The 21,697-nt window shown below is 70.4% G+C and carries 22 protein-coding genes, 1 tRNA gene and 1 pseudogene; 9 read left to right on the forward strand and 15 right to left on the reverse strand.

Annotated elements, in window-relative coordinates; genetic code table 11:
- Positions 1 to 11: 11 nt before the first annotated feature.
- The 6 genes and pseudogenes from QMK34_RS07600 to QMK34_RS07620 all read right to left on the reverse strand — a co-directional run bounded on the left by QMK34_RS07600 (position 12) and on the right by QMK34_RS07620 (position 4,359).
- Entirely contained in the window at positions 12 to 1,004 is a 993-nt protein-coding gene (locus tag QMK34_RS07600) for a YncE family protein (RefSeq protein ID WP_326412950.1), read from the reverse strand.
- Positions 1,005 to 1,128: 124 nt separating this feature from the next.
- Positions 1,129 to 1,628: pseudogene (locus QMK34_RS07605) on the reverse strand (glycosyltransferase family 39 protein); the annotation flags it as partial.
- Complete coding sequence (locus QMK34_RS47725; protein ID WP_442785110.1) at positions 1,629 to 1,781, reverse strand: hypothetical protein; 153 nt, start codon at positions 1,779 to 1,781, stop codon at positions 1,629 to 1,631.
- Entirely contained in the window at positions 1,778 to 3,274 is a 1,497-nt protein-coding gene (locus QMK34_RS07610) for a sensor histidine kinase (protein ID WP_326412952.1), read from the reverse strand. The genes QMK34_RS47725 and QMK34_RS07610 overlap by 4 nt, the downstream gene beginning before the upstream one ends.
- Positions 3,252 to 3,998, reverse strand: coding sequence for a response regulator transcription factor (locus QMK34_RS07615; RefSeq protein ID WP_326412954.1), 747 nt, complete (start codon positions 3,996 to 3,998; stop codon positions 3,252 to 3,254). Before QMK34_RS07615 ends, QMK34_RS07610 begins: the two co-directional genes overlap by 23 nt.
- Before the next feature lie 64 nt (positions 3,999 to 4,062).
- Positions 4,063 to 4,359, reverse strand: coding sequence for a LysR family transcriptional regulator (locus QMK34_RS07620; protein WP_326412956.1), 297 nt, complete (start codon positions 4,357 to 4,359; stop codon positions 4,063 to 4,065).
- Between the two features lie 107 nt (positions 4,360 to 4,466).
- Between QMK34_RS07620 and QMK34_RS07625 the strand changes: the two genes are divergently transcribed.
- From QMK34_RS07625 to QMK34_RS07640, 4 genes are all read left to right on the forward strand, one after another.
- Positions 4,467 to 5,096 (forward strand): hypothetical protein, encoded by a 630-nt coding sequence (locus QMK34_RS07625; RefSeq protein ID WP_326412958.1) that lies wholly within the window; start codon positions 4,467 to 4,469, stop codon positions 5,094 to 5,096.
- A 127-nt stretch (positions 5,097 to 5,223) separates the two neighbouring features.
- A complete protein-coding gene (locus QMK34_RS07630; protein ID WP_326412960.1) occupies positions 5,224 to 6,402 on the forward strand; it encodes a sensor histidine kinase in 1,179 nt (392 codons plus the stop codon).
- Positions 6,399 to 7,055: a response regulator transcription factor gene (locus QMK34_RS07635; protein WP_326412962.1), complete on the forward strand. Its 657-nt coding sequence runs from the start codon at positions 6,399 to 6,401 to the stop codon at positions 7,053 to 7,055. Before QMK34_RS07630 ends, QMK34_RS07635 begins: the two co-directional genes overlap by 4 nt.
- 81 nt (positions 7,056 to 7,136) lie before the next feature.
- Positions 7,137 to 7,340, forward strand: coding sequence for a hypothetical protein (locus tag QMK34_RS07640; protein ID WP_326412964.1), 204 nt, complete (start codon positions 7,137 to 7,139; stop codon positions 7,338 to 7,340).
- Between the two features lie 2 nt (positions 7,341 to 7,342).
- Here QMK34_RS07640 and QMK34_RS07645 read toward each other — a convergent pair whose 3' ends face one another.
- Positions 7,343 to 7,801, reverse strand: a complete 459-nt coding sequence (locus QMK34_RS07645; RefSeq protein ID WP_326412966.1) for a nitroreductase family deazaflavin-dependent oxidoreductase — start codon at positions 7,799 to 7,801, stop codon at positions 7,343 to 7,345.
- A gap of 129 nt (positions 7,802 to 7,930) precedes the next feature.
- Between QMK34_RS07645 and QMK34_RS07650 the strand changes: the two genes are divergently transcribed.
- On the forward strand, positions 7,931 to 8,611 hold the full coding sequence (locus QMK34_RS07650; RefSeq protein WP_326412968.1) for a TetR/AcrR family transcriptional regulator: 681 nt from the start codon (positions 7,931 to 7,933) through the stop codon (positions 8,609 to 8,611).
- A 6-nt stretch (positions 8,612 to 8,617) separates the two neighbouring features.
- On the opposite strand, the gene QMK34_RS07655 is transcribed toward QMK34_RS07650, so the two are convergent.
- Both QMK34_RS07655 and QMK34_RS07660 read right to left on the reverse strand, forming a co-directional pair.
- A complete protein-coding gene (locus QMK34_RS07655) occupies positions 8,618 to 8,848 on the reverse strand; it encodes a cold-shock protein (protein WP_326412970.1) in 231 nt (76 codons plus the stop codon).
- Between the two features lie 10 nt (positions 8,849 to 8,858).
- Entirely contained in the window at positions 8,859 to 9,488 is a 630-nt protein-coding gene (locus QMK34_RS07660; RefSeq protein WP_326412972.1) for a TetR/AcrR family transcriptional regulator, read from the reverse strand.
- Positions 9,489 to 9,705: 217 nt separating this feature from the next.
- Here QMK34_RS07660 and QMK34_RS07665 point away from each other — a divergent pair, with 217 nt between their 5' ends.
- Entirely contained in the window at positions 9,706 to 11,232 is a 1,527-nt protein-coding gene (locus tag QMK34_RS07665; RefSeq protein ID WP_326412974.1) for a 3-hydroxyacyl-CoA dehydrogenase, read from the forward strand.
- 81 nt (positions 11,233 to 11,313) lie between these two features.
- Here the strand turns inward: QMK34_RS07665 and QMK34_RS07670 are convergent, their stop codons facing one another.
- From QMK34_RS07670 to QMK34_RS07680, 3 genes are all read right to left on the reverse strand, one after another.
- The gene (locus QMK34_RS07670; protein ID WP_326412976.1) at positions 11,314 to 11,889 is read right to left on the reverse strand and encodes a L,D-transpeptidase; all 576 of its coding nucleotides are present in this window, start codon (positions 11,887 to 11,889) and stop codon (positions 11,314 to 11,316) included.
- A gap of 103 nt (positions 11,890 to 11,992) precedes the next feature.
- The gene (locus QMK34_RS07675) at positions 11,993 to 14,818 is read right to left on the reverse strand and encodes a PQQ-dependent sugar dehydrogenase (protein WP_326412978.1); all 2,826 of its coding nucleotides are present in this window, start codon (positions 14,816 to 14,818) and stop codon (positions 11,993 to 11,995) included.
- A gap of 69 nt (positions 14,819 to 14,887) precedes the next feature.
- Positions 14,888 to 15,523, reverse strand: a complete 636-nt coding sequence (locus tag QMK34_RS07680; RefSeq protein ID WP_326412980.1) for a L,D-transpeptidase — start codon at positions 15,521 to 15,523, stop codon at positions 14,888 to 14,890.
- 240 nt (positions 15,524 to 15,763) lie between these two features.
- Between QMK34_RS07680 and QMK34_RS07685 the strand changes: the two genes are divergently transcribed.
- The gene (locus tag QMK34_RS07685; protein WP_326412981.1) at positions 15,764 to 16,279 is read left to right on the forward strand and encodes a hypothetical protein; all 516 of its coding nucleotides are present in this window, start codon (positions 15,764 to 15,766) and stop codon (positions 16,277 to 16,279) included.
- A gap of 25 nt (positions 16,280 to 16,304) precedes the next feature.
- On the opposite strand, the gene QMK34_RS07690 is transcribed toward QMK34_RS07685, so the two are convergent.
- Together QMK34_RS07690 and QMK34_RS07695 are read right to left on the reverse strand one after the other, a co-directional pair.
- Entirely contained in the window at positions 16,305 to 17,198 is an 894-nt protein-coding gene (locus QMK34_RS07690) for a serine/threonine-protein kinase (RefSeq protein ID WP_326412983.1), read from the reverse strand.
- A gap of 15 nt (positions 17,199 to 17,213) precedes the next feature.
- Positions 17,214 to 18,998 (reverse strand): N-6 DNA methylase, encoded by a 1,785-nt coding sequence (locus QMK34_RS07695; RefSeq protein WP_326412985.1) that lies wholly within the window; start codon positions 18,996 to 18,998, stop codon positions 17,214 to 17,216.
- 76 nt (positions 18,999 to 19,074) lie between these two features.
- On the opposite strand from QMK34_RS07695, the gene QMK34_RS07700 reads away from it, so the two are divergent.
- Together QMK34_RS07700 and QMK34_RS07705 are read left to right on the forward strand one after the other, a co-directional pair.
- A complete protein-coding gene (locus QMK34_RS07700; RefSeq protein ID WP_326412987.1) occupies positions 19,075 to 19,815 on the forward strand; it encodes a PP2C family protein-serine/threonine phosphatase in 741 nt (246 codons plus the stop codon).
- Positions 19,816 to 19,868: 53 nt separating this feature from the next.
- A tRNA-Ser gene (locus QMK34_RS07705) sits at positions 19,869 to 19,953 on the forward strand.
- 440 nt (positions 19,954 to 20,393) lie between these two features.
- Here QMK34_RS07705 and QMK34_RS07710 read toward each other — a convergent pair.
- The gene (locus QMK34_RS07710; protein ID WP_326412988.1) at positions 20,394 to 21,518 is read right to left on the reverse strand and encodes an FAD-dependent oxidoreductase; all 1,125 of its coding nucleotides are present in this window, start codon (positions 21,516 to 21,518) and stop codon (positions 20,394 to 20,396) included.
- Positions 21,519 to 21,697: the final 179 nt, after the last annotated feature.

A 21,697-nucleotide genomic window follows, 5' to 3' on the forward strand; every position in this document is an offset into this window, starting at 1 on the left:
GATTCCGGGCGTCAGGGGTCGATGAGCTGCAGGACTCCGTCAGCGGTGCCGGTCACGAACAGGCGGCCGGTGCCGGGATCGACAGCGACGGTGTTCGGCTGCCGGACGGTCGGGAACCGCGCGATCTCCTTCGGCGTGCCACCGGACAGATTTAGCCCGACGACCTCGTTACGCGCGGTCAGCGTCACCCACATGTGGTCACGCGCCGGGTCGTAGGTGATCCCGTACGGCGTGCCGGGCAGGTCGAGTTTGGCGATCTGCTTGGTCTCCGGCGAAAGCGTGTAGATCAGCACGGCGTTGCCCCGCGTGTCCGAGACCGCGAGATGCCCGCGCTTGTCGGCCACGACGTGCGTCGGCCCGGCCCCGGCCGGGACGCGCGCGACCTGCTCGAGCCGGTTCGCGTCGTACACGGTGAGGTCGTTCTGCCGGACGTCGACCAGCCCGACGAGGTCACCCACCGGGGCGAGCCCGGCAGGCTGGGTGACGTCGGGGAACGTGTGCACGATCTTGCCGTCGCGTACGACGACGACGCTCTTGCCGAGCTCGTTCGCGACGAAGTACGAGCCGTTGCCCGCCTTGGTCGCGTCGTGCGGGACGACGCCGGTCATCACGGTGGAGGTGACCTCGCCGCCCGGCAAGGTCACGGTCAGCAGCGAGTTCGACGTCTCGTCGGGCACCAGCACCGGGCCGCCGGGCGAGGCGAGCTGGAGGTGACGCAGGAAGCCGGGCAGCGGCACCTTCTTGACGATCGCGCCGGTCCGCCCGTCGACCAGCGCGAGCGCGTTCGGCTCCCGCACGCCGACCGAAACCAGATGCGTGACCCCGTCCGCGACCACTCCTTCGGGTGACGCCGCCAGCGGCACCACCCGGCCCGCCGGGGTCACGGTCAGCGCGGGGGCGGCCGCGGGTTCGGCGGGCGGTGGCAGCTCGGCGGGTTTTTGCGGCGCCGGGCTCGAACAGCCCGCGACCAGCAAAACGACCACGCACCAGCGAAGAACACGCACCAGAGATCCTTCCCGCTCGGTGCGCCCAACCTAGGGCCTCCCGGTTCGCCGACCGTCCATTCGAGACGGGCCGTAAGAGACCCGCAAGATCCCCGACGCGATGAACGGTCCGTTCATCTCAGGCGAACACCGGCAGCACCAGGAACGCCTGCAGCATCTTGTCCAGGAAGCCGAAACCGATCGCGACCCCGGCCAGCAGCAGCCATTTCGTGCTCGCCGTCTCGGTGGCACGCACGACGCAGTAGGCGCCCGCGACCATCAGCAGCACGAGGACGGCGTCCGGGTTGTTGAAGCGGAACACCATCACCGCGACCGGGGTCAGCGCCAGCGCCGCGCCCGCGATCAGCCCGGCCACCGGGCCGGACACCCGCCGCACGGCCGCGTAGAGCAGGCCGACCGACGCCACGCCCGCCAGCACCTCCGGGATCAGCATGCTCCAGCTGGAGAACCCGAAGATCCGCCAGGAAAGCCCCTCAGCCACAGCTACGCGGGCGGTTTGTCGACCCTCACCACGTTGCCGGGGTCGAGCGAGCCGAAGAACCACGCCTGCCAGTTCTCGCTGCCCGCCTGCCCGGCCATCGCGTAGAAACTTTTGCCCCAGCCGGAATCCGCCAGGTTCCACAGCTACAGCGCCGCCGTCGCGAGCAGGAGGACCGCACCCGCATTGACCCTGAGCAGGGTCAATGCGGGTGCGCTCGTCATGGTCACCAGGTTCGCGAACCTGGTTGTGCCGGTGATGCGGTGCCGCTGCGTCCTCGCTGTGAAGCGCCAGGTCACCTGGCGGGCGCCTCGGCGAACCTGACCGCGAACTCCGTTCGCCCCGGACGGCTGGTAACGCCGACGTGGCCGCGGTGCGCGCCGACGACGGCCGCCACGATCGCCAGGCCGAGCCCGGTGCTCCCGGCCGCCCGCGAGCGGGAGTTGTCGCCGCGGGCGAATCGCTCGAACACCTCGGGCAGGATCCCCGGCGGGATGCCGGGCCCGTCGTCGGCGATCGTCAGCGTCACCACTGAGTCCTTTGCAGACAGCGAGGTGGTGACCGTCGTGCCGGGCGGGGTGTGCGTGCGGGCGTTGCCGAGCAGGTTGATCACGACCTGATGCAGCTGGTCGCCGTCGCCGAGCACGCCGATCGGCTCGCCGGGCACGTCGAGGCGCCACTTGTGGCCCAGCCCGGCGACGTGCGCGTCGGCGACGGCGTCGGCCACCAGTCGCGAAAGATCCACGGGCTCGTGCACCACGGCACGCCCGGAATCCAGCCTGGCCAGCAGAAGCAGGTCCTCGACCAGAGTGGTCATCCGCGCCGACTCCGATTCCACCCGGCTCATCGCGAAGGCGATGTCCGGCGGGACCTGCTCGGCGCTGCGCCGGGTCAGCTCCGCGTAGCCGCGGATGGCCGCGAGCGGCGTCCGCAGTTCGTGGCTGGCGTCGGCGACGAACTGGCGCACCCGGCTTTCGCTGGCCTGGCGCGCGGTCAGCGCGCTGGCGATGTGGCCGAGCATCTCGTTGAGCGCGTGGCCGACCTTGCCGACCTCGGTGCGCGAGTCGGTGTCCACATCGGACACTCGTTCGGACAGCGCGACCTCGCCGCGGTCCAGCGGCAGCTCCGCCACCCGCGACGCCGTCGCGGCCAGCCGGTCCAGCGGTTCCATCGTGCGCCGGATGGTCACCGCGCCGACCGCACCCGCCAGCACGATCCCGCCCAGCGCGACGCCGCCGAAGATGAAACCAAGGCTCCACAAGGTGTCCGAGACGTCCTTGGCGGGCAGGCCGGTGATCGAGATCCCGCCACCGGCGCTCGGTTTGGACACCACCCGGTACTCGCCAAGCCCGCTGCCGAGATCCACCGTCCGACGCGTGTTGACGGGCACCGAGAGCAGGGTCTGCGCCTGGGGCTTGGTGATGGCGTCATGGGGAAAGGGTTCGGCGACCTTGGCGTCCTGTGCCGACCTCTGCACCGCACCCAGCACGGTGCCGTCCGGGGTGACGTCGACGAACAGCGAGTCGATGCTCTGTCCCGCCGCCCGCAGGCCCGCGGGCACCCGCCCGCCACCGGGCCTGCCGCCGGGCGGCGGTTTGTTGCCGCGTTCGCTCGTCGCGAGCAGGCGGGAGTCGAGCTGGTTGATGAGGAACTCGCGTAGCGCGAACTCGGTCACCACGCCCACGACCAGGCAGACCAGTGCGAGCAGCGCGGCGAGCTGGACGATCAGCCGACGGCGTAGCGACCACGGGCTCCGGCCGCGGGCACCGTCAGCCGGCGGGCTTGAGGACATACCCGGCGCCACGCATCGTGTGGATCATCGGCTCCCTGTCGGCGTCGATCTTCTTGCGCAGATAGGAGATGTACAGCTCCACGATATTCGCCTGGCCGCCGAAGTCGTAACTCCACACCCGATCGAGGATCTGGGCCTTGCTCAGCACCCGCTTGGGATTGCGCATGAGGTAGCGCAGCAGCTCGAACTCGGTCGCGGTCAGCGGCACGGAAGAGCCGCCGCGGTACACCTCGCGGCTGTCCTCGTCGAGCGTCAGATCGCCCACGACCAGCGTCGAACCGCTCGGCCCGGTCACGCCGCCCGCGCGGCGAAGCAGCGCGCGCAACCGCAGCGCGACCTCCTCCAGGCTGAACGGCTTGGTCACGTAGTCGTCGCCGCCCGCCGTCAGCCCGGCGATGCGATCCTCGACGGCGTCCTTCGCGGTGAGGAACAGCACGGGCAGCTGGGGGACCTCGGCGCGCATGCGGCGCAGGACCTCGATGCCGCTGAAGTCCGGCAGCATGACGTCCAGCACCACCGCGTCCGGCCGGAACTCGCGCGCCAGCCGGATCGCCTCGGTGCCGTTGGGCGCGCTGCGGATGTCCCAGCCCTCCATCCGCAGCGCCATGGACACGAGCTCGGCCAGCGTCACCTCGTCGTCGACCACGAGCACGCGCACGGGAGTCCCGTCCGCGCGGCGGAGATCGACCTTCCCGGAGCCCGAGGTGGCGTTCATACTGGTCATCGTGCCATCTTCACCGGCAGGAGTGGGGCTCCGCTGTGCGGTGGCTGTGCCCTTCCTGTGAATGTCACACGAGTCGGTGACCCCCGTCGACGTGCAGGACGGTGCCGGGATCCACTCCGGCACGCCGTTGAGCAGGCCGAGCCGCAACACCGGGTCGGCGAGCCCGGCGGGTCCCGCGCAGCGCGTCGGCCGCCGCGCGCAGGGTCCTGGCGGCCTCGCCCCGCAACACCTCACCGGCCGCGGTCAGCCGGACACCGCGGCTGTCCCGCAGCAGGAGCGGGGAGCCGACCTCGCGCTCAAGCACCTTGATCTGCTGGCTCAGCGTCGGCGTCGAGAAGTACCGCAGCAGGCGGAGCTCCATCCGGCGATCGTGCCGTGTCCACAGGGTGTGCCCACGCGTCCCACAGCTCCCGCACAGCGACGGCCGCAACGCTCGGAGAGCAACCATCTGCACGACCGGAGGAAGCAATGACGACCGAGCCGACCGACACCCCACCGAGCGGCAGCTGGGGCGATTCCGCTCCCGTTCCCGCCACGGCGCCCGGCAAGAACGCGTGGTCCGGCCGCAAGACCGCGATCGCGGCCGGGGTCGCGGTGGTCATCGCCGCTGGCGGCGGCCTCGCGATCTGGGCGGGCACGAGCTCCGACGCCACCGCGCAGGCCCAGCAGGGCGGCCCCGGCGGACGTGGTTTCGGCGCGCCCCCCGGCATGGGCGGCAACGTCGGCGGTGCCGCGACCATCCTGCGCGACGCGCTGCACGGTGACTTCGTCGTCTCGGACGGCAAAGGCGGGTACACCACAGAGCGGCTGCAGACCGGCGACGTCACCGAAGTCAGCGCCACGTCCATCAGCCTGACCAGCAAGGACGGCTACAAGCAGGTCTACGCGATCGGCACGGCTACCGAGAAGACCACCGAACCGAAGACCGGCGCGAGCGTGACGGTGCTGGCGAAGGTGTCCGGCACGACCGCGACGGCGACGTCGATCAGCACCCCTGGCACGACCGGCACGACCGGCCGCGGCACTGGCCAGGGCCGCAACGGCGGCCAGGTGCCGCCCGGCGGCCGCCAGGGCGCGCCCCCGCCCGCTGGCCCCTGACCCCGGCTCCCTTCCGAACCCGACTGCCCCTGAAGGCCACCATGACGGCGTTAGACGCCGTCATGGTGGGGGCATGCCGGGGCACGGCTCCTTTGCGCCGCACAACGGTTAGGGCAGAGTTGCCCGGGTGCGGGATATCAGCGGGTCACTGGCGCGGCAGGCGATGCTCGTCGCCGCGCTCTGCCTGGTCGCCGACGCCTCGATGTTCCTCATCCGCGGGCCGTCGCTGAGCCAGGGCTGGCCAGTCTGGGTCGTCCTGCTCGGCGGCATCGTGGTCAACACCGCGCTCGCCGGACCCGCCCGGTACGCGGGCTGGGTTTCGCTGGCGCACGCCGTCATGCTCATCACCGCCGCGGTTCTGCTGTGCCCCTGCACCGGCTTCGTCCTGGGCAACAACTCGGGCATCCTCGTCGCCGGCTTCCGCTCCGGGGCGTGGCTGCGCACGACCCCGGCGATCCTCGCGCTGCTGGCCATGGTCACCGGCAGCATCACGAGCGACGCGATCGGGGGCGGCCGCACGGGGCACAACCTGCTGCTGATGCTGCTCGGGGCGTCGGTCACCAGCCTGCTGCCGTGGCTGGTCGGGCGCTACACGACAGCGCGCCGCGCCTACATCGCCGACCTCGAACTCGAGGCAGAGCAACGCCGCCTGCACGAGGCCGAGGCGGTGCGCCGCGCCGTGACCGAGGAACGCACCACCATCGCGCGGGACCTGCACGACGTGATCTCCCACCACGTCAGCGCCATCGGGGTGCACGCGGGCGCCGCGCGGCTCGGTCTGCCCGACGACGGGGACGCGCCCGTCCGCCGCTCGCTGACCGCCGTCGAAACCGCCAGCCGCTCGGCGATGGTCGACCTGCGCCGCCTGCTCGACCTGCTGCACGGCACGGAAAGTACCGGCGCGCAGCGGCAGCCGGGCCTCGACAACGTCGACGAGCTGCTGGAAGGCATCCGGGCCGCCGGGCGGCCCGCCCGGCTGACCACCCACGGCACACCGCACGAGCTGTCCGGCTCACTCGACGTCGCGCTGTACCGGATCGTGCAGGAGTCGCTCACCAACGCGTTGCGGCACGGCGACAGCGGCACGGTCGAGGTCGAGCTGGACTACCGAGAGACCGAGATCGTCCTGAGCGTCACCAACGAGTCCATCCCCGGCGGGCGCGGGTCAGCCGCCGAGTTCCCCCACCGCGGGCTGGCCGGGATCCGGCAGCGGGTGGCGCTGTTCGGCGGCCGGGTCGACCACGGCCACCTCCCGGACGGACAGCACTGGCGAGTCCGCGCGATCTTCCCGCTGGAGAGCACATGATCAGGGTCCTGCTGGCCGACGACCACGCCATGTTCCGCTCGGGGATGCGCGCGGTGCTGGACACGCAGGCCGACTTCGAGTGCGTCGGCGAGGCCGCGGACGGGCACGAGGCGGTGGCCGAGACGGCGCGGCTGCGTCCCGACGTCGCCGTGCTCGACGTCCGGATGCCCAGGATGGACGGTCTCGCGGCCACCGAGGCCATCCTCGCCACCCCCGGCAACGACACCCGGGTGCTGGTGCTCACCACCTACGACTCCGACGAGTACGTCTACCGCGCGCTGCGCGCGGGCGCGAGCGGCTTCCTGCTCAAGAGCCTGGCGCCGGAGGAACTGATCGCCGCGATGCGGGTGGCCGCCCGCGGCGACGCGCTGATCGACCCCTCGGTGACCAGGCGGCTCGTCGCGACGTTCGCCACCAGCATCGAACCGGCGCCCGACGAGCCCGCCGAGCTGGAACGGCTGACCTCCCGGGAACGTGAGGTGCTGCTGCTGATCGCCGCCGCGAGCAGCAACGCCGAGATCGCCGCCCAGCTCCACGTGGGCGAGGAGACGGTCAAAACGCACGTTTCGCGGGTACTGGCGAAGCTCGGCCTGCGCGATCGGGTGCACGCCGTCGTCTTCGCCTACCGCAACGGGTTGACCGGCAAACTCTGACCGGCAAACCCTGACCGGTTCGCCGCCGCGCGGAGGCAGTGCCAGACTGGGCGACAGCACCATCGAAGCGAGGAGCAGCAGATGAAGAAGTGGGTCCTTCTCGCGGTCGGGGTGGTACTGGCCTTGATCGGTGCCGTCTGGGTGCTCCAGGGCATCGGCGTGATCACCGGCAGTTTCATGACCGGGCAGAAGCTGTGGTTCCTGATCGGACTGGTCGCGTTCCTGGTCGGCGTCGTGCTGATCGTCGCGACGCTGACCCGCCGCACCCCGAAGAAAACGACCTAGCCTCAGGCTTTCGTCGCGATCCGGAAGACGGGGAAGCCCGGCGCGATCTCGCGCAGGGTCTCGTCCGTCGCTTTCGCGTCGACACCCTCGAAGAAGGCGCCGACCTCCCAGCCCCAGCGCTTCAGGTAGGAGCGCAGGACGTCGGTCTTCTCGTCGTCGCCCAGCTCGACGTAGGTGAAGGTCTCGACCTTCCTGCCGACGCGCAGCTGCCCTTCGCCCGCGACCCGCAGATTCCGCACCCACTGGGTGTGCCCGCGCGGCGCGACCAGATAGCGCTCACCGTCGTGCGGCAGCAGGTTCACCGGCACCGAGCGCAGCTCGCCACTCGTGCGGCCACGCACCGAAAGCACCCGGCTGCCCATGACGCTGACACCGAGCTTGGTCAGCCGCTGCACTACCGAGTTGAAGAGGGTGGTGGCGCTCTTCGGCTTGAGGTAGCGGGTGTTGTTTTCGCTGGTCATCTCGGTCTCCTCGAAGTCTGGGAGAGCACTGCTCTCGGCTAAGAGCAGTGAACACGACCAGGGCCGGATCTGTCAAGAGCGGTGCTCTCTACTTTGTGCAGCGCTCTCATAACTGGCACACTGCGGGGTATGCCAGCCACCCAGAACGCCCGCGAACGGGCACGCGCGGAACTGACCGGGGAAATCGCCGACGAGGCACGGCGGCAACTCGCCGAGGTCGGCGCGCAGGGCCTGTCCCTGCGGTCTGTCGCGCGCGAACTCGGCATGGTCTCGTCGGCGCTCTACCGCTACTTTCCCAGCAAGGAGCGGCTGCTGACCGCGTTGATCGTGGACGCCTACAACGACATCGGCGAGGCGGCGGAGAACGCCGATCCGGGCCACGGGGAGGACCCGCGCACCCGCTGGGAGGCGATCTGGCACGGCACCCGCGCCTGGGCTAAGGCCCATCCGCACGAATACGCGCTCATCTACGGCTCGCCGATCCCCGGCTACCAGGCACCGGAGGACACGCTCGTCCCCGCCGGCCGGGTCGCCTTCGCGCTGATCGCGACGATCACCGCCGTCGAACTGCGCGAATCACCCCCGCGAGAGATGCCGCCGGGTCTACGGGAGCAGGCCGAAACACTGGTGCGCACTCTCGGGGCCGACGTCAGCGCCGAGACCGCGATCCGCCTCATCATGGCCTGGACCCAGCTGTTCGGCTCGATCAGTTTCGAGCTGTTCGGCCAGTACGTGGGCAGCGTCGACCCCACCGGGGACTACTTCGGCCACGTCGCGCGGCACCTGGCGGATTTCGTCGGCCTCCCGTGACCCGTCTCAGAGCTTGCGCAGGGTGGTGACCCGCATGGGGAAGCCGTCCTGCAGGTAGTCCAGCGCCTCATAGTCGAATTCGACGGACTGGCCGGGCTCCAGGAACCGGAACCGCGTGCCTTCACCCTCGATCATGGAGTAGTGCACGAAAGCCTCGCCCTCGCCGGGCAGGTCCGGCGACTTCACGGCGCCCCAGCCCTCGCCGGCGTTGTAGAACTTGACCGTTCCCCTCAGCATGGGAGCCACCCTACGGGGATTCGGCCGCCGACAACGCCGTCCACGCGCGCATCAGCAACTGCACGGCGTCGACCACGACCTCGTCGCTCGTGCCCTCGGGACTCAGGAAGCGTTGCAGCAGGAGCCCGTCCTCGAGCGCGTGCACGATCAGCGCGAGAAACGCGGGGTCCGCGGGCGGGGTGACCTCGCGTCGGGCGAAGTCGGCGGACACCGCGCTTTCGATCAGCAGGCGGGTCGCGGCTTCGCTCTCCCCGACGATCGGCCTGGCCTCGGGATTGCGCAGCGCGTAGAGGGAAAGCTCGGTCCGCAGGGCGAACCACTGGTCGAGATGCCGCGCACGCTCGGCGTTCCAGACGCGCAGGCGGTCCATCGTCTCGGCGAAAGAACCGGCGCCCGCACGCAGCGCGGCGACCTCTTCGGCCTCCTGACGGGTCCGCTGCCGCAGCAGCGCGGCCACCAGCTCCGGCTTACCCTCGAAGTTGCCGTAGAACGCGCCACGGGTGTATCCGGCGCGTTCGGCGATCTGCTCGACGGACGTGCCGTTCACGCCGCGCTCGGCGAAGAGCTCGGCGGCGGCCACGAGCAGCCTGTCCCGGGTTCGCTCGCGGCTTTCCTCCCGCGTCAGGCGCTTTGCTGCCACGCCGACACGGTACTCAGCGCGGTTCAGAGTTCGCGGCTGCGGGCCATGGTGTCCTCCTTGCGGCTGTGGCTGAAGGTTCTATCGCCGGAGGGACCCTCGAACGCACCACCGCTTACGGGATCCACCGGGAGAAACGCCAATTCTCACCCGTTCGGTCGACAGGTCACCCTCGCGGGATACCTTCGCAGGGAAACGCACCGAGGAAAGGCGGCTCGACGTGGAGCAGTGGGCGAAACAGGTCGGCACCCTCCGGGTGATCGGCACCGGCGTGATGGGCCGGGGGATCATCCAGCTGGCCGCGACGGCCGGGCTCACCGTCGAGCTGGCCGACGCCCAGCCGGACGCGGTGGCCAAGGCCGTCGAGCAGGTCGGCGGCATGCTCGACAAACTCACCGCGAAGGGCCGCATGACGGCCGAAGACGCGAGCGCGGCGAAGGCCAGGCTCAAGCCGGTTGGCGACCCGTTCGCCCCCGCCGGGCACGTCGACCTGATCATCGAGGCCATTCGCGAGGACCTCGAGATCAAGCGGACGCTGTTCGCCGGGCTGGAACGGGTGTCCGGCCCGGACACCGTGCTGGCGACGAACACGAGCTCGCTTTCGGTCACCGGGATCGGCGCCGGGCTGACCGATCCCAGCAGGCTCGTCGGGCTGCACTTCTTCAACCCCGTCCCGCTGATGCGCCTGGTCGAGGTGATCCCCGGCGCCAGGACCGCGCCCTGGCTGCCCGCGGCGGCCGCCGACCTCGTGCGCCGCTGGGGCCACGAGCCCGTGCTCGCGAAGGACGCGCCGGGTTTCCTGGTCAACCACGCGGGACGCGGGCTGGGCACCGAGGCGCTGCAGATCCTCGCCGAGGGCATCGCCGAACCCGCCGAGGTGGACCGGATCGCCCGTGACGTCCTCGGCCTGAAGCTCGGCCCGTTCGAGCTGCTCGACCTCACCGGCCTCGACGTTTCCCACGCCGTGCTGGAGAGCATCTGGAGCGGCTTCCACAGCGAGCCACGGCTCCGGCCGTCCTGGCTGACCAAGCCCCGCGTCGAAGCCGGGCTGTTCGGCCGCAAGAACGGCGAAGGCTTCTACCGCTATGAGGACGGCGTCCAGCAGGCCGACCCCGAGCCCGAAGCACCCGCCGCCCCGCGAACCCCGGTCTGGACCCAGGACGACCGTCTCGGCTCGCTGCTGGCCGCCGCCGGTGTCGACGTCGTGTCCGACGCCTACCCCGACACGGTCCTGCTGGTGAGTCCACTCGGGACGTCCACTGTGGACGCCGCGGCGGCGTCCGGGCTCCCGGCTTCGCGGGTGTGCGGGGTGGACCCGTTCGGCGGGTACGAGCGACGGCTGACGCTGAGCGTGCACCCCGGGCTCGACCCGGCCTCGGGACGCGCCGCCTGGGGCGCGCTGGCCGCCACCGGGCTGCCGGTGACGGTCGTGCGTGACTCCCCCGCCCCGATCGCCCAGCGCCTGCTCGCCTCGATCGTCAACACCGCCTGCTTCATCGCGGGCCAGCGCCTCGCCGCACCCGCCGACATCGACACCGCCGTCCGCCTCGGCCTCGGCTACCCGCACGGCCCGCTGACCTGGGGCGAAGAGGCCGGTGCGGGCGTCGTGCTCCGAATCCTGCGCGGCCTGGAGCACGGCACCGGCGACCCGCGCTACCGCCCGAGCCCCTGGCTGGCCGAGCGGGTCTCCCTCGGGCTGCCGCTCACCTGGACCGGCACGACCCCAGCGGACCTGCTGCGAGGCTGAGGCCCTCCAAAAAGTGTCATGAAAGGGTCTTTCAGGGCAAAAATTGCCCTGAAAGACCCTTTCATGACACTACCGGGAGGGTCAGCGGACGACCTGGACCTCGTCGCCCATGGCGAGCGTGCTGAAGAACTTGAGCGAGGCGGCGGTGGAAAGGTGCACGCAGCCGTTCGAGAAGTTGCTCAGGCTGCCCGCGTGAAAAGCGACGCCGTTGTAGAAGAACACGGAGTTCGGCATCGGCGCGTTGTTGAACTCGCGGCTCAGGTGCAGTTTCTCCTTGGCCAGCACGTGCCAGGTGCCCAGCGGGGTGGTGCTGCCCTTCTTGCCCGGCATGATCGGCACCGGCCCGTAGGTGATCCTGCCGTCGTCGACCAGCCACGCCTTGTGCGCGGACAGGTCCACACAGGCCTTGGCGGTGACCGCACACGGCACACCGGCGGCCTGCTGGGGCTGGACCGCCTTGGCCTTGGCGGGTTTGACCGGGACCGGAGTGTCCGAAGTGGACGGAGCCGGTGCGGTGGACTCCGCGGCCGTGCCGGACGGTGTCCCGGCCGCGAGCCGGACGTCACCGGTCGATCCGGTCGTCCCGGCCGAGCAGGCGGTGAGCACCGCCGCGACGGCGAGAGCGGACAGACCGGCCAGGATGTTCTTGACGCGCACGTGAATCCCCCGAACTTGTTTTCCCTCGGCTTACAAAGTCAAAGACGTGCCGAGTGCCGTCGAGGTTGCGACGGCGGGGGAAAGAATTCCGCGTACGGCGCCGTCAGTAGCGGCGGTCGATCACCTGCCCGGTGGCGCCGTTCCAGGTGATGTAGCCGGACTGGAAACTGCTCTGCCGCCCGATGGTGATGCCGAACTCGTCGGTGGTCGGGAAACCGAGGTACGACCGTTCCCAGCCCAGCCCGGCCCAGCGCTGCAGGATCGACCCGTACACGAGGTGCGCGCCGGTGCCGTTCGTCCAGTAGATCGAGGCGGCCTTGCTGAAGTGGTTGTACCGCCCGACGCCGTTCGGGGTCACGCTTTCGTCGGTCAGCGGGTAGCCCGCCGGGCCGCGTTCCCAGCCCGTGTCCGCCCACTTCTGCCGGATCGCACCCCAGACGCCGTGCGAGTCGGTCGCGTTCGTCCAGTAGATGGAGCCGCCCTTGCTGAAGTGGTTGAAGCGGCCTACGCCGTCCGGAGTGGACAGTTCGTCGGTGAGCGGGTAGCCCATCGGCCCCTTCTCCCAGCCGAGCGCCTCCCAGCGGACCCGGATCCGGCCCGTCACCAGGTGCGCCCCGGTCGCCTGCGTCCAGTAGATCGAGGTCTCCGGGATCCCGGGCGCGGCCGGTAGGTGCACGTACCGGCCGGCGCCGTCCGGCGTCACGGACACGTCGGTCGCGGGGGGCCCGTACTTCTGGTGCCCGCCCATGGCGAGGTACTTGTCAAGCAACGGGCCGCTCAGCCTGCGCACCCCGGTCGTGGCGCTCCAGTACAGCCGCCCGCCCGCGTAGCCGCGGTAATGCACCGTGCCGTCGGTGATCTCCGGGCCGGACGGCGCGCCGAGCAGGTCACGCAACGGGGCGTCGGCGTTGTAGCGCTGGTCGATCGGGGTGGCGTAGTTCGCCGTCAGCGTCTGGTCGGCCGTGCCGACGGTGATGGTCCAGGAGGTCGTCGCCGGGCCGCCGGTCCAGCCGGTGAACGTCGACACCCCGTCGGCCGCGAGCGCGGGGGCGTCGACGTCGAACGTCGCGCCCTCGGCGACCATCGCGGAGCCGACCCCGCCTTCGGCCGGGATGTTCAGCGCCGCCGGGACGTTGCTGGCCAGCGTCAGCCGGTGCTCGCGCGGCAGCGCGACATAGGTGACGCTCGCGGTGACGCCGTCGGTGTCGGTGACCGAAGCGGTGAGCTCGGAGCGCGAGTCGGGATGGTCGGTGAACGGCATCCCGAACGCCGCTCCCGAACCGCCAATGCCCGGATGGGCATGGCAGGTGGCCGTCTGGGGGCAGTGCCGGACCAGCGTCGTCCAAGTCACCGGCAGGGTGCCGTCCTCGACGTCAGTGGTGGACGCCGTCAGGCTGATCAGCTCGTTGACGGTGTACATGTACATACCTGTCTTACCGTCGGCGACGGTGAGCTGGGGCGTGTGGTTGCCCGGGGCCACGGCGACGTCGACGCTCGCGGACGCGCCGAGCGGGTCGGTCACGGTGAGCTTCGCGGTGAACCTGTCCGTACCTGTCCCATAGGTGTGCGCCGCGCGGACGCCGTCGCCGGTGGTGCCGTCGCCGAAGTTCCAGGCGTAGGTCAACTGGTCGTTGTCATAGTCGAATGAGCCGGAGCCGTCGAAGGAGACCGTCCGGGTGTCCGGGTCGGTGTTCGAGGTGGCCGAGGCGACCGGGGTCTTGTTGCCCTGCACGTAGCTGAGCCGACGCAGGTTTCCGCTGTAGATGTCGGCGAAGACGACGTCGCCGTTGGCCGCCGGGGCGAACCTCACCGGGCCGCCGATCGCGGTGAAGGGCGCCGGGCTCGCCGGGTTCTGCATCAGGTTGCCCTGCGCGTCGTAGCGAGCGGTCCAGACCTTCTGGGTGACGTAGTCGCCGAAGAAGTAGGCGCCGCGGTAGGCCGCCGGGTAGCTGGTGCCGGCGTAGACGAATCCGCCGGTGATGCTGTTTCCCTGGTCCAGCCCGTCGCCGTGGTGGTACTCCCAGGCCGGTGGCGTGTTGACCACGCCCGCGCAGCCGGGCAGCGCCGAGTAGCCGGGGGTCTGGTGCTTGCCCTCCCAGCACGGCCACGCCTGGTTCGCGCCCGGCTGGACGACGTCGAGTTCCTCCCAGGTGTTCCAGCCGACGTCGCCGACCACCGGCAGGCCGGTGCTGGCGTCGAGGCTGAAACGGAACGGGCTGCGGAAGCCGCGCGCGAACACCTTGCTCCTGGTCGAGCCGGGGTTCGCGGCGTCGTAGTACGGGTTGCCGGGAACGCCCTTGCCGTCGCCGGTCAGGTGCAGGATCTTGCCCTGCGGCGCGTCGGGATCGAGCGCGCGCAGCGCGGTGGGGTCCATCTTCGTGAAGTCGGCCAGGTCGCCGACGGACACCCACAGGGTGCCGTCAGGCGCCGCGATGATCCCGGTCATGCCGTGCGCAACCGCGTCCTGGGGCATCTCGACCAGCGTCTTTTCGCCGGACAACCCGGTCGGAACGCCGTCACCGTCGACGGTGACCGTCCAGGAGGCGGCGCGAACAGTGCCAGCGGCACCCGGCTGGGGCACCGAGCGTGCCAGGTAGATCCGGTGCGAAGTCGCATAGTCCGGCGCGACGGCGAGCCCGACCAGGCCGAGGTCACCGACACCGACGACCGGCAAGGTGGCGACGAGCCTGGCCTGGCCGGTCGGCGAAACCCAGGCGATCTTGCCGCCCTTGCCGAGCGAGAGGATCGAGTCGTCGGGGAGGTAGGCGAAGTCCGTCAGGTCGAACGCCGCCTGACCGCTCGGCTGGTCCCGCAGGATGAAACCGGCCGGAAGCGCGGGCGCCGCCGAGGCTTCCGGCGCCGGAAGTCCGGGAACCAACATGACGGCGAGTAGTAGTGCGGAGACCGGCACGCGAAGCTTCAAGGACATGAAAAACCCCTTCCGGCGTGCTTTCTTATCGCCGTGAAGGGGCCTTTCGTCTCACCATTTACGCGACCGTTACGGAACGACCTGAACCACGTCGCCCATGCTCAGCGTGCTGAAGAACTTCGACGACGCCGCGGCCGACAGGTGGATGCAGCCGTGGGAATAGACCTTCAGGCTGCCGGTGTGGAACGCGTCGCCGGGGTAGAAGAAGACCGAATTCGGCATCGGCGCGTCGTCGAACTGCTTCGACAGGTGCAGTTTCTCCTTGCCGATGACGTGGAATGTGCCCGTCGGCGTCGCGTTGCCCTTGCGGCCCGGCAGCATCGGAACCGGGCCGTAGACGACCTTGCCCGCCTCCAGGATCCACGCCTTGTGCGCGGAGAGGTCGACACAGGCGGCGGTGCCCGAAGACGCGGCGGCGGCCGCGCAGGGCACGCCGGAGTCGTTCGCGGCGGGCACCACCTTCGGGGCGGGCTTGGGCGTGGTCGGCTTCGGTGTGGTGCTCGTCGTCGGCGGAGACGTGGTGACCGGTGCCGGGCTGCTGCTGGTCGTGACCGGTGCCGCACTGGTGGTCGCGGTGGGCGCGCCGCCACCGGCACCCGCCGCGGGCCCGCCGCCCGCCGAGTTCGCGCCGGAAGCGCCACCCGAGCACGCGGTGAGCACCAGCGCGGCGGACAGCGCCGCAACCCCGGCCAGAATCTTCTTCACGGCCAAACCCCCGAAATTCGACGTCCTTGCTGACAAAGGTTAAGACGGGTGGACCCCCGTCCGGGTTGCACGAGAAGGTCACGATTGGGTGGATCACGGTGCTTTCCCGGCCGTCGTCCACCCTGGGGTGGAAGACGGGTTCAACCCGGTCCAGGTCTGGAAGCCGACGCGGCGAAATGCCCCTTCCGGCGATGCTTTTCGCAGCGAAACACGCCGCATCAGCCCGCAAGGAGACCTCCGATGGACCGCACGCCCACCACCGTCCTGCTCTACATCGCGATCGCGGGCCTGGTCTTCTACAAGGTCATCTATTCGCAGCTGCGGGGCACGCTGCTCAGCGTCCGCGGGCTGGCCTTGACGCCGGTGATCCTGCTCGGCGTCGGCGGCTACTACACGCTCAAAGCCCTCCCGGGCACGTCCGCCGCCGAATTCGGGCTGCTGATCGCCGACGTGGTCGTGCTCACGCTGCTCGGCCTGCTCCGCAGCTCGTCGACGAAGCTGACCAGCCACAACGGCTACGCCTTCCAGAAGGGCTCAGGGGTGACCGTCGCGCTGTGGGTGCTCACCATCGGCGTCCGCGTCGGCTTCGTCGCGGTGGGCGCCGCGACGGGCGTCTCCGGACCGCTCACCTCGGCCTCGATCGCGCTGACGCTGGGCATCAGCATCGGCGCGCAGAACGCGCTCACCTACGTCCGCGCGCGGCAGCGGGACCTTCGCATGGCCGCCGACAAGCGCGAACTCGCCGATGTTCGCTGAACCTGTACAGACCTGTACGGGACTATCAGGACTGGACGCGACCCAGGATGCGCGCGTACATCCGGCCAGGACTCGGCGCCGAAGCAGGCTGCAGGAAGCCCGGCAGCGGCGGCAGGTCACGCGCGAACGGGCCCAGCCGCGCGTACAGGGCGTTCGCGTCGGCGGGACGGTGGTCCGGATCCTTCTCCAGCATCTCGGCCAGCAGCTCGTTGAGCTCGGCGGGCACGCCAGGCACCTCGGCCGGGCTCTCCTTGACCTGCTTCTCGAACACCGCGTACGCCGTCGGCCCGGTGAACAGCTGCCGCCCGGTGAGCATCTCGTGCAGCACGCATCCCAGCGCGTACAGGTCACTGCGCGGCCCGGCGGTGCCACGCTGGATCTGCTCCGGGGCCATGTACGCGGGCGTCCCGAGGATCTGGCCCGCCCTGGTGAACTGCGCGACGTCAGCCTCGCGCAGCATGGCCAGCCCGAAGTCGAGCACCTTGACGCTGCCGTCCGGGCAGAGCATCAGGTTCGTCGGCTTGAGGTCGCGGTGGCAGATCGACAGCGCGTGGGCGGCGGAAAGCACCGCGCAGGCCTGCGCGGCGATCGCGGCCGCCCAGGGCACGGGCAGCGGCCCGTGCTCGGCGGCCAGGTCCGCCACGGTGACCCCGTCGATGAACTGGATGACCTGGAACAGCCGTTCCTCGTAGGTGCCGAAGTCGTACAGCGCGGGCACGCCCGCGTGCTGCAGGGTGGCGAGAATGCGGGCCTCGCGGGTGAAGCGGCTCTCCAGCTCCTCGTCCCGGCCGCCGGGCAGGCGCAGGAACTTGACCGCCACCCGCCTGCCGAGACGCCGGTCGTGACCGCCGTACACCGCGCCCATGCCGCCCTGGCCCAGCGGCAGCTCGTCGAGCTCGTAGCGATCAGCGATCAGCACTCCGGCCTCCCCCGTTCACTCGTTTCCGGGGCGGAGCTGCCCTTCGGTGAGCCCGGTGAAGCCTAGCCGGGTGAGTTCACGGCCCAGTTCCGCCGCCTCACGCACCGCGTCGTCGAACTCGGCGAGCCCGCGAAAGGCCACCCCCAGCTCGCGCTGGGCGTCGAGCGGGTGCATCGGGATCCGCGTGCGGCGGACGTCCACCCTGGTCGACGACGCCCCGCCGGCAGGCTCGGCGGCCCGCAGGCACCCGGCGAGGAACTCCGGATCGATCCGGTCTGGATCGACGCGGTAGCGGGAAAGCGAGGGCCCGAGCACCGCGGCAGGCCCGCGGTGGACCCGCGCCATCCCTGTCACCGAAGCGACGACGTCGCCTTCCTCGGCCAGCAGCTGATCCTCGTCGCCGGTCCGCCCGCTGGGCCCGCGCCCCGCGGCCAGGTCGTCGGCGGTGAGCGTGGCGTGGCGACCCTCCGCGGGCTTGGCGGAAGCGTGGCGCACCTCGACGGCACCGGCCCTGACCAGCTCGCCGACCGTGGTGAAACCCGGCGCGTCCACCGACGGCACCAGCCCGGGCACGGCCAGGCCGAGTGTGTCGAACCGCTTGCGCGCCAAGGAGAATTCGCGCCCCGCGTGTTCCTCCCGCGCCCGGTGCCTGGCCGGGCCGAGGTCGACGTCCTCGTCGAGCAGGTCGATGATCCGGACGCTGCCCGCCGTGTCGAGGTCGCGCAGGTGTGCCGACCATGCCTCGTCCACAGTGGACAGATCCTCGCCGGATTCCAGCAGGAGGAGGCGCGACGGCGGCCGCTCGCCAGGCTCAGGGCGCCGCAGCAGCCACAGGTCGGAGCCGGTCGCTCCGAGCGTGATCACCGCGCGCAGCGCCCCGGCTCGCAGCAGGTTCCCGCGGATGCGCTTGCCGGTCCGGCGGCCCGCCACCGCCGACGGCAGCAGGATCGCGACCAGCCCGCCGGGCCGGACGTGCGCCAGGCAGTGCTGCGCCCAGGCGAGTTCCGGTTCGCCGCGCGGCGGGAGGCCGTACTCCCAGCGCTGGTCGCCGACCAGCTCGTCATAGCCCCATGCCCGTTCGTTGAACGGCGGGTCGCATACCACCGCGTCGGCGAGGAGGCCGTCGAAAGTGTCCTGACGCAGCGCGTCCGAGCCGCCGTGGACCTCGGCGTCGGTGTCGCGCAGCATCAGCCGGAGCGCGGCGATCGTCGCGGTGTACGCGTCGCCGTCCTGACCGAACGCCTCGACGGCCGGGGCGGCGAGCAGCAGCGTGCCGACGCCGCAGGCAGGGTCGAACACCGTGCCCGGCGCGGGGCAGGCAAGCCGGGTCATCAGCCGCGCGATCGGCGCCGGGGTGGGCGTCAGCCGTCGCGAATGGGCCTCGAAGTACCGCTCGCAGAGGAACTCGAAGGCGGCCGGTGCGCCCAGCTCGCCCGCGAGCTGCTCCAGCAGGCCGAGCAGCTCGAGATCGTCCTGGGCGCGATCGAACTCCTGGCCGTCCGGCGCGTGCAGGCTCCAAAGGAACAGACCCGACCGGCTCACCCGCGCGCTGAGCGTCAGGTCGTCACCGAGGCCACGCAAGCGCTGCCAGGCACGGTCGCCGACGGAAAGCTGGAACGTCCTGCCCCTGCGCCGCAACCAGTCCTGGACGTCCGGCAGGGAGAACTGCGGGCTGGACGCCGTCCCGCCGACCGGGGGCGGGAAGTCCTCGTACCGGCGGCGCCAGTTGCTCACCGCGGCGCGGCCGACGTCGGCGAGCCGCGCGATGTCGGCCGCATTCACGGTGGCGTTCTCGTTCATGTGCACACCTTAACCGACTGCTGTGCATTCGACTCCTTTGCTTGTGAACCCAGTACACAAGTGATTCACTGGAGGCATGACACACCAAGTCCTGCGGTACGCGGCTGCCTCCGACGTCGGCCTGCGCAGGGAGATCAACGAGGACGCCGTGTACGCCAGTGACCACCTGCTGCTGGTCGCGGACGGGATCGGCGGCCAGCCGCACGGCGAGGTGGCCAGCGCGGCGGCGGTCTCCGTGCTCGCCGAACTGGACCAGAGCCTGCGGCAGTTCGACCTCGCGACCCTTGATCTCGAGGTCACCCTCGCGGACGGCATCGTCGCGATCGGCAGACGGCTGGCGGAGACGGCCGAGCAGAACCCGGCGACCCACGGCATGGGCACCACGCTGACGGCGCTGCTGTTCGACGGCACGCGCTTCGCCGCGGCCCACGTCGGCGATTCGCGGGGTTACGTTCTGCGCGACGGCACACTCCACCGCTTCACCCGCGACCACACCCTCGTCCAGGCGCTCGTCGAGGAGGGCCGGATCACGCCAGAGGAAGCCGTCAACCACCCGCGCCGCTCGATGATCATGAAGGCCCTGCAGAGCACCGGCTCCTCCGAGCCCGATCTGCAGACCTTCGAGGCGTACCGCGGCGACCGCTACCTGCTCTGTTCCGACGGCCTGACCGCGGGCGCGACAGAGGAAGCCGTGAAAGCCGCGCTCGTCGAATTCGCCGAACCGGCCGACGCCGTCCGTGAGCTGATCGCGCTGGCCAACGGCGGCGGCGGCCCGGACAACATCACTTGCGTGGTCGCCGACGTCGTGCCCGGCTGAGCCGGTCAGACCCAGGTTCGAAGGCGCCAACGGGTTCCGGTATCGTTCCCGACGGAGGATTGGCCGAGCGGCCTAAGGCGCACGCTTGGAAAGCGTGTTGGGTTCACGCCCTCGCAGGTTCGAATCCTGTATCCTCCGCAGCAGTGGCAAGACGAAACGCCGGATGTCCTCTTCGCGAGGCATCCGGCGTTTCTCGTCTCAGCTTCAGGGTCTCAGTGCCGCGTGGCCTGTCAGAACGCGTCTGAGAACTGTCGCAGCAGCCGCCGCTCGAAGCCTCGAGCACCTGGCCTTCGAAGCCGCTTACCCTCCACAAAGGACGAAAAGTCTACCCATTCGCCCGTTTCATACCGCCACGACCGTTTCGCGCGTGCCCCTGAAGGCCACCATGACAGCGTTAAACGCCGTGAAGGCTCCCATCAGGGCACACAGCAAACCTGGGTAGCGACCGAAGGGGACCTTCCCTCGACTCAACCTCGCAAAAGGCCCCTTCACCAGAACAGACCGTGTGAAAGTCCCCGTCAGTCACGCGGCCCTCGGCGCCAAACTGGACGATATGACATCAGTTTCCGGACGCCTTCTCAGGCCGATACCGGCTTCGAGATGATGGCGGGCAGCGCGTCGAGGCTGTGCTGCACGGCCTCGGCTCCGTACCCGAACATCTGCCGTTCGTAGTCGCCGACCGCGCCGAGGAGATCCTGGCGACCCTCGGCGGCCTCGATCAGGCAGCGGCGGAGCAGGTCGGCGTCGCGCAGGGCGGTGTTCGCGCCGTTGCCGCCGGTCGGAGAAGTCGCGTGGATGGCGTCGCCGAGCAGCGTGACCGGACCGGGCGCCCAGCGCTCGCGGGGCTCGACCACCCGGATGGACAGCAGGGTGCTGTTGTCCGGGTCGGCCTGCTCGACGAGCGCCTGAAGATCCGGATGCCAGCCCTCCATCCTGGACAGCGCGGCCTCCTGCGGGGTCGTGGCACCGAGCGAGCCGCCCGACGGCAGCACCATGGCCCAGCGCACGTAGTCACGGACATCGGGGAGGGTCACCTCGGGCGCCAGTTCCTGGGCCGCCTCCATCGGCGGGGTGCGGAAACGCATCGCTCCGAGCAGCAGGTTCCCCCCGTCCCCGGCGATCTTCGAACCGGCGGCCCACGACAGTCCGGCAAAGCGCTCGGTCAGCGGGGTGCGGCCGATGACGAACCGGACGCCGGTGTCGGTCGGGGTGGTCTGCGGTGACAGCACCGCGCGGACCGCGGAGGTGACCCCATCCGCACCGACGAGCAGATCGGCGGTGGCCGAGCCGCCGTGGGCGAACCGGGTTTCGACCTTGCCGTCGTCCAGCACGTCGTAGCCGGTCAGCGCGGCCCCGGTGTGCACGGTGAGTCCGGTCAGCAGCAGGTGCCGGAGCACGTGCCGGTCGATCACGATCCCGGTCCGGCCGGGGCCGAGCTGACCGACCTGGTTCAGCTGCGAGTCCAGGATCAGCCCCGCGCCATAGGCGTCACCGACGATCGCGTCCAGCAGCGGGTGCCAGCGCTGCGGCAGGCAGCCTTGCAGCGCCTCGTACCCCACCGGGCTCAGCATGAGCCGGTAGCCCTGGAAGCGTGCGGTGATCGCCGGGTCCCGCTCGTACACGTCGACGTCGATCCCGGCACCACGCAGGCCCTGGGCCAGGCACAGACCACCAAGACCGGCTCCGGCAATGGAAACTCGCATCACTTACCTCCTGAACAGATATTTCCGGACATTGCTCAGGCAGCTGAGCGGCTTACCCGCGGATCAAGGCCGTAACGAACGTTGTTCCGTGTGTACGATCTATGTTCTACAGGGGGAACTTTGATCGTGTCAAGCCAGAGTGACCAGAGGCGCACCTGCCGTCGGTTCGGCTCGAGGCA

The organism is Amycolatopsis sp. H20-H5 (assembly GCF_035828755.1).
GTDB lineage: Bacteria > Actinomycetota > Actinomycetes > Mycobacteriales > Pseudonocardiaceae > Amycolatopsis.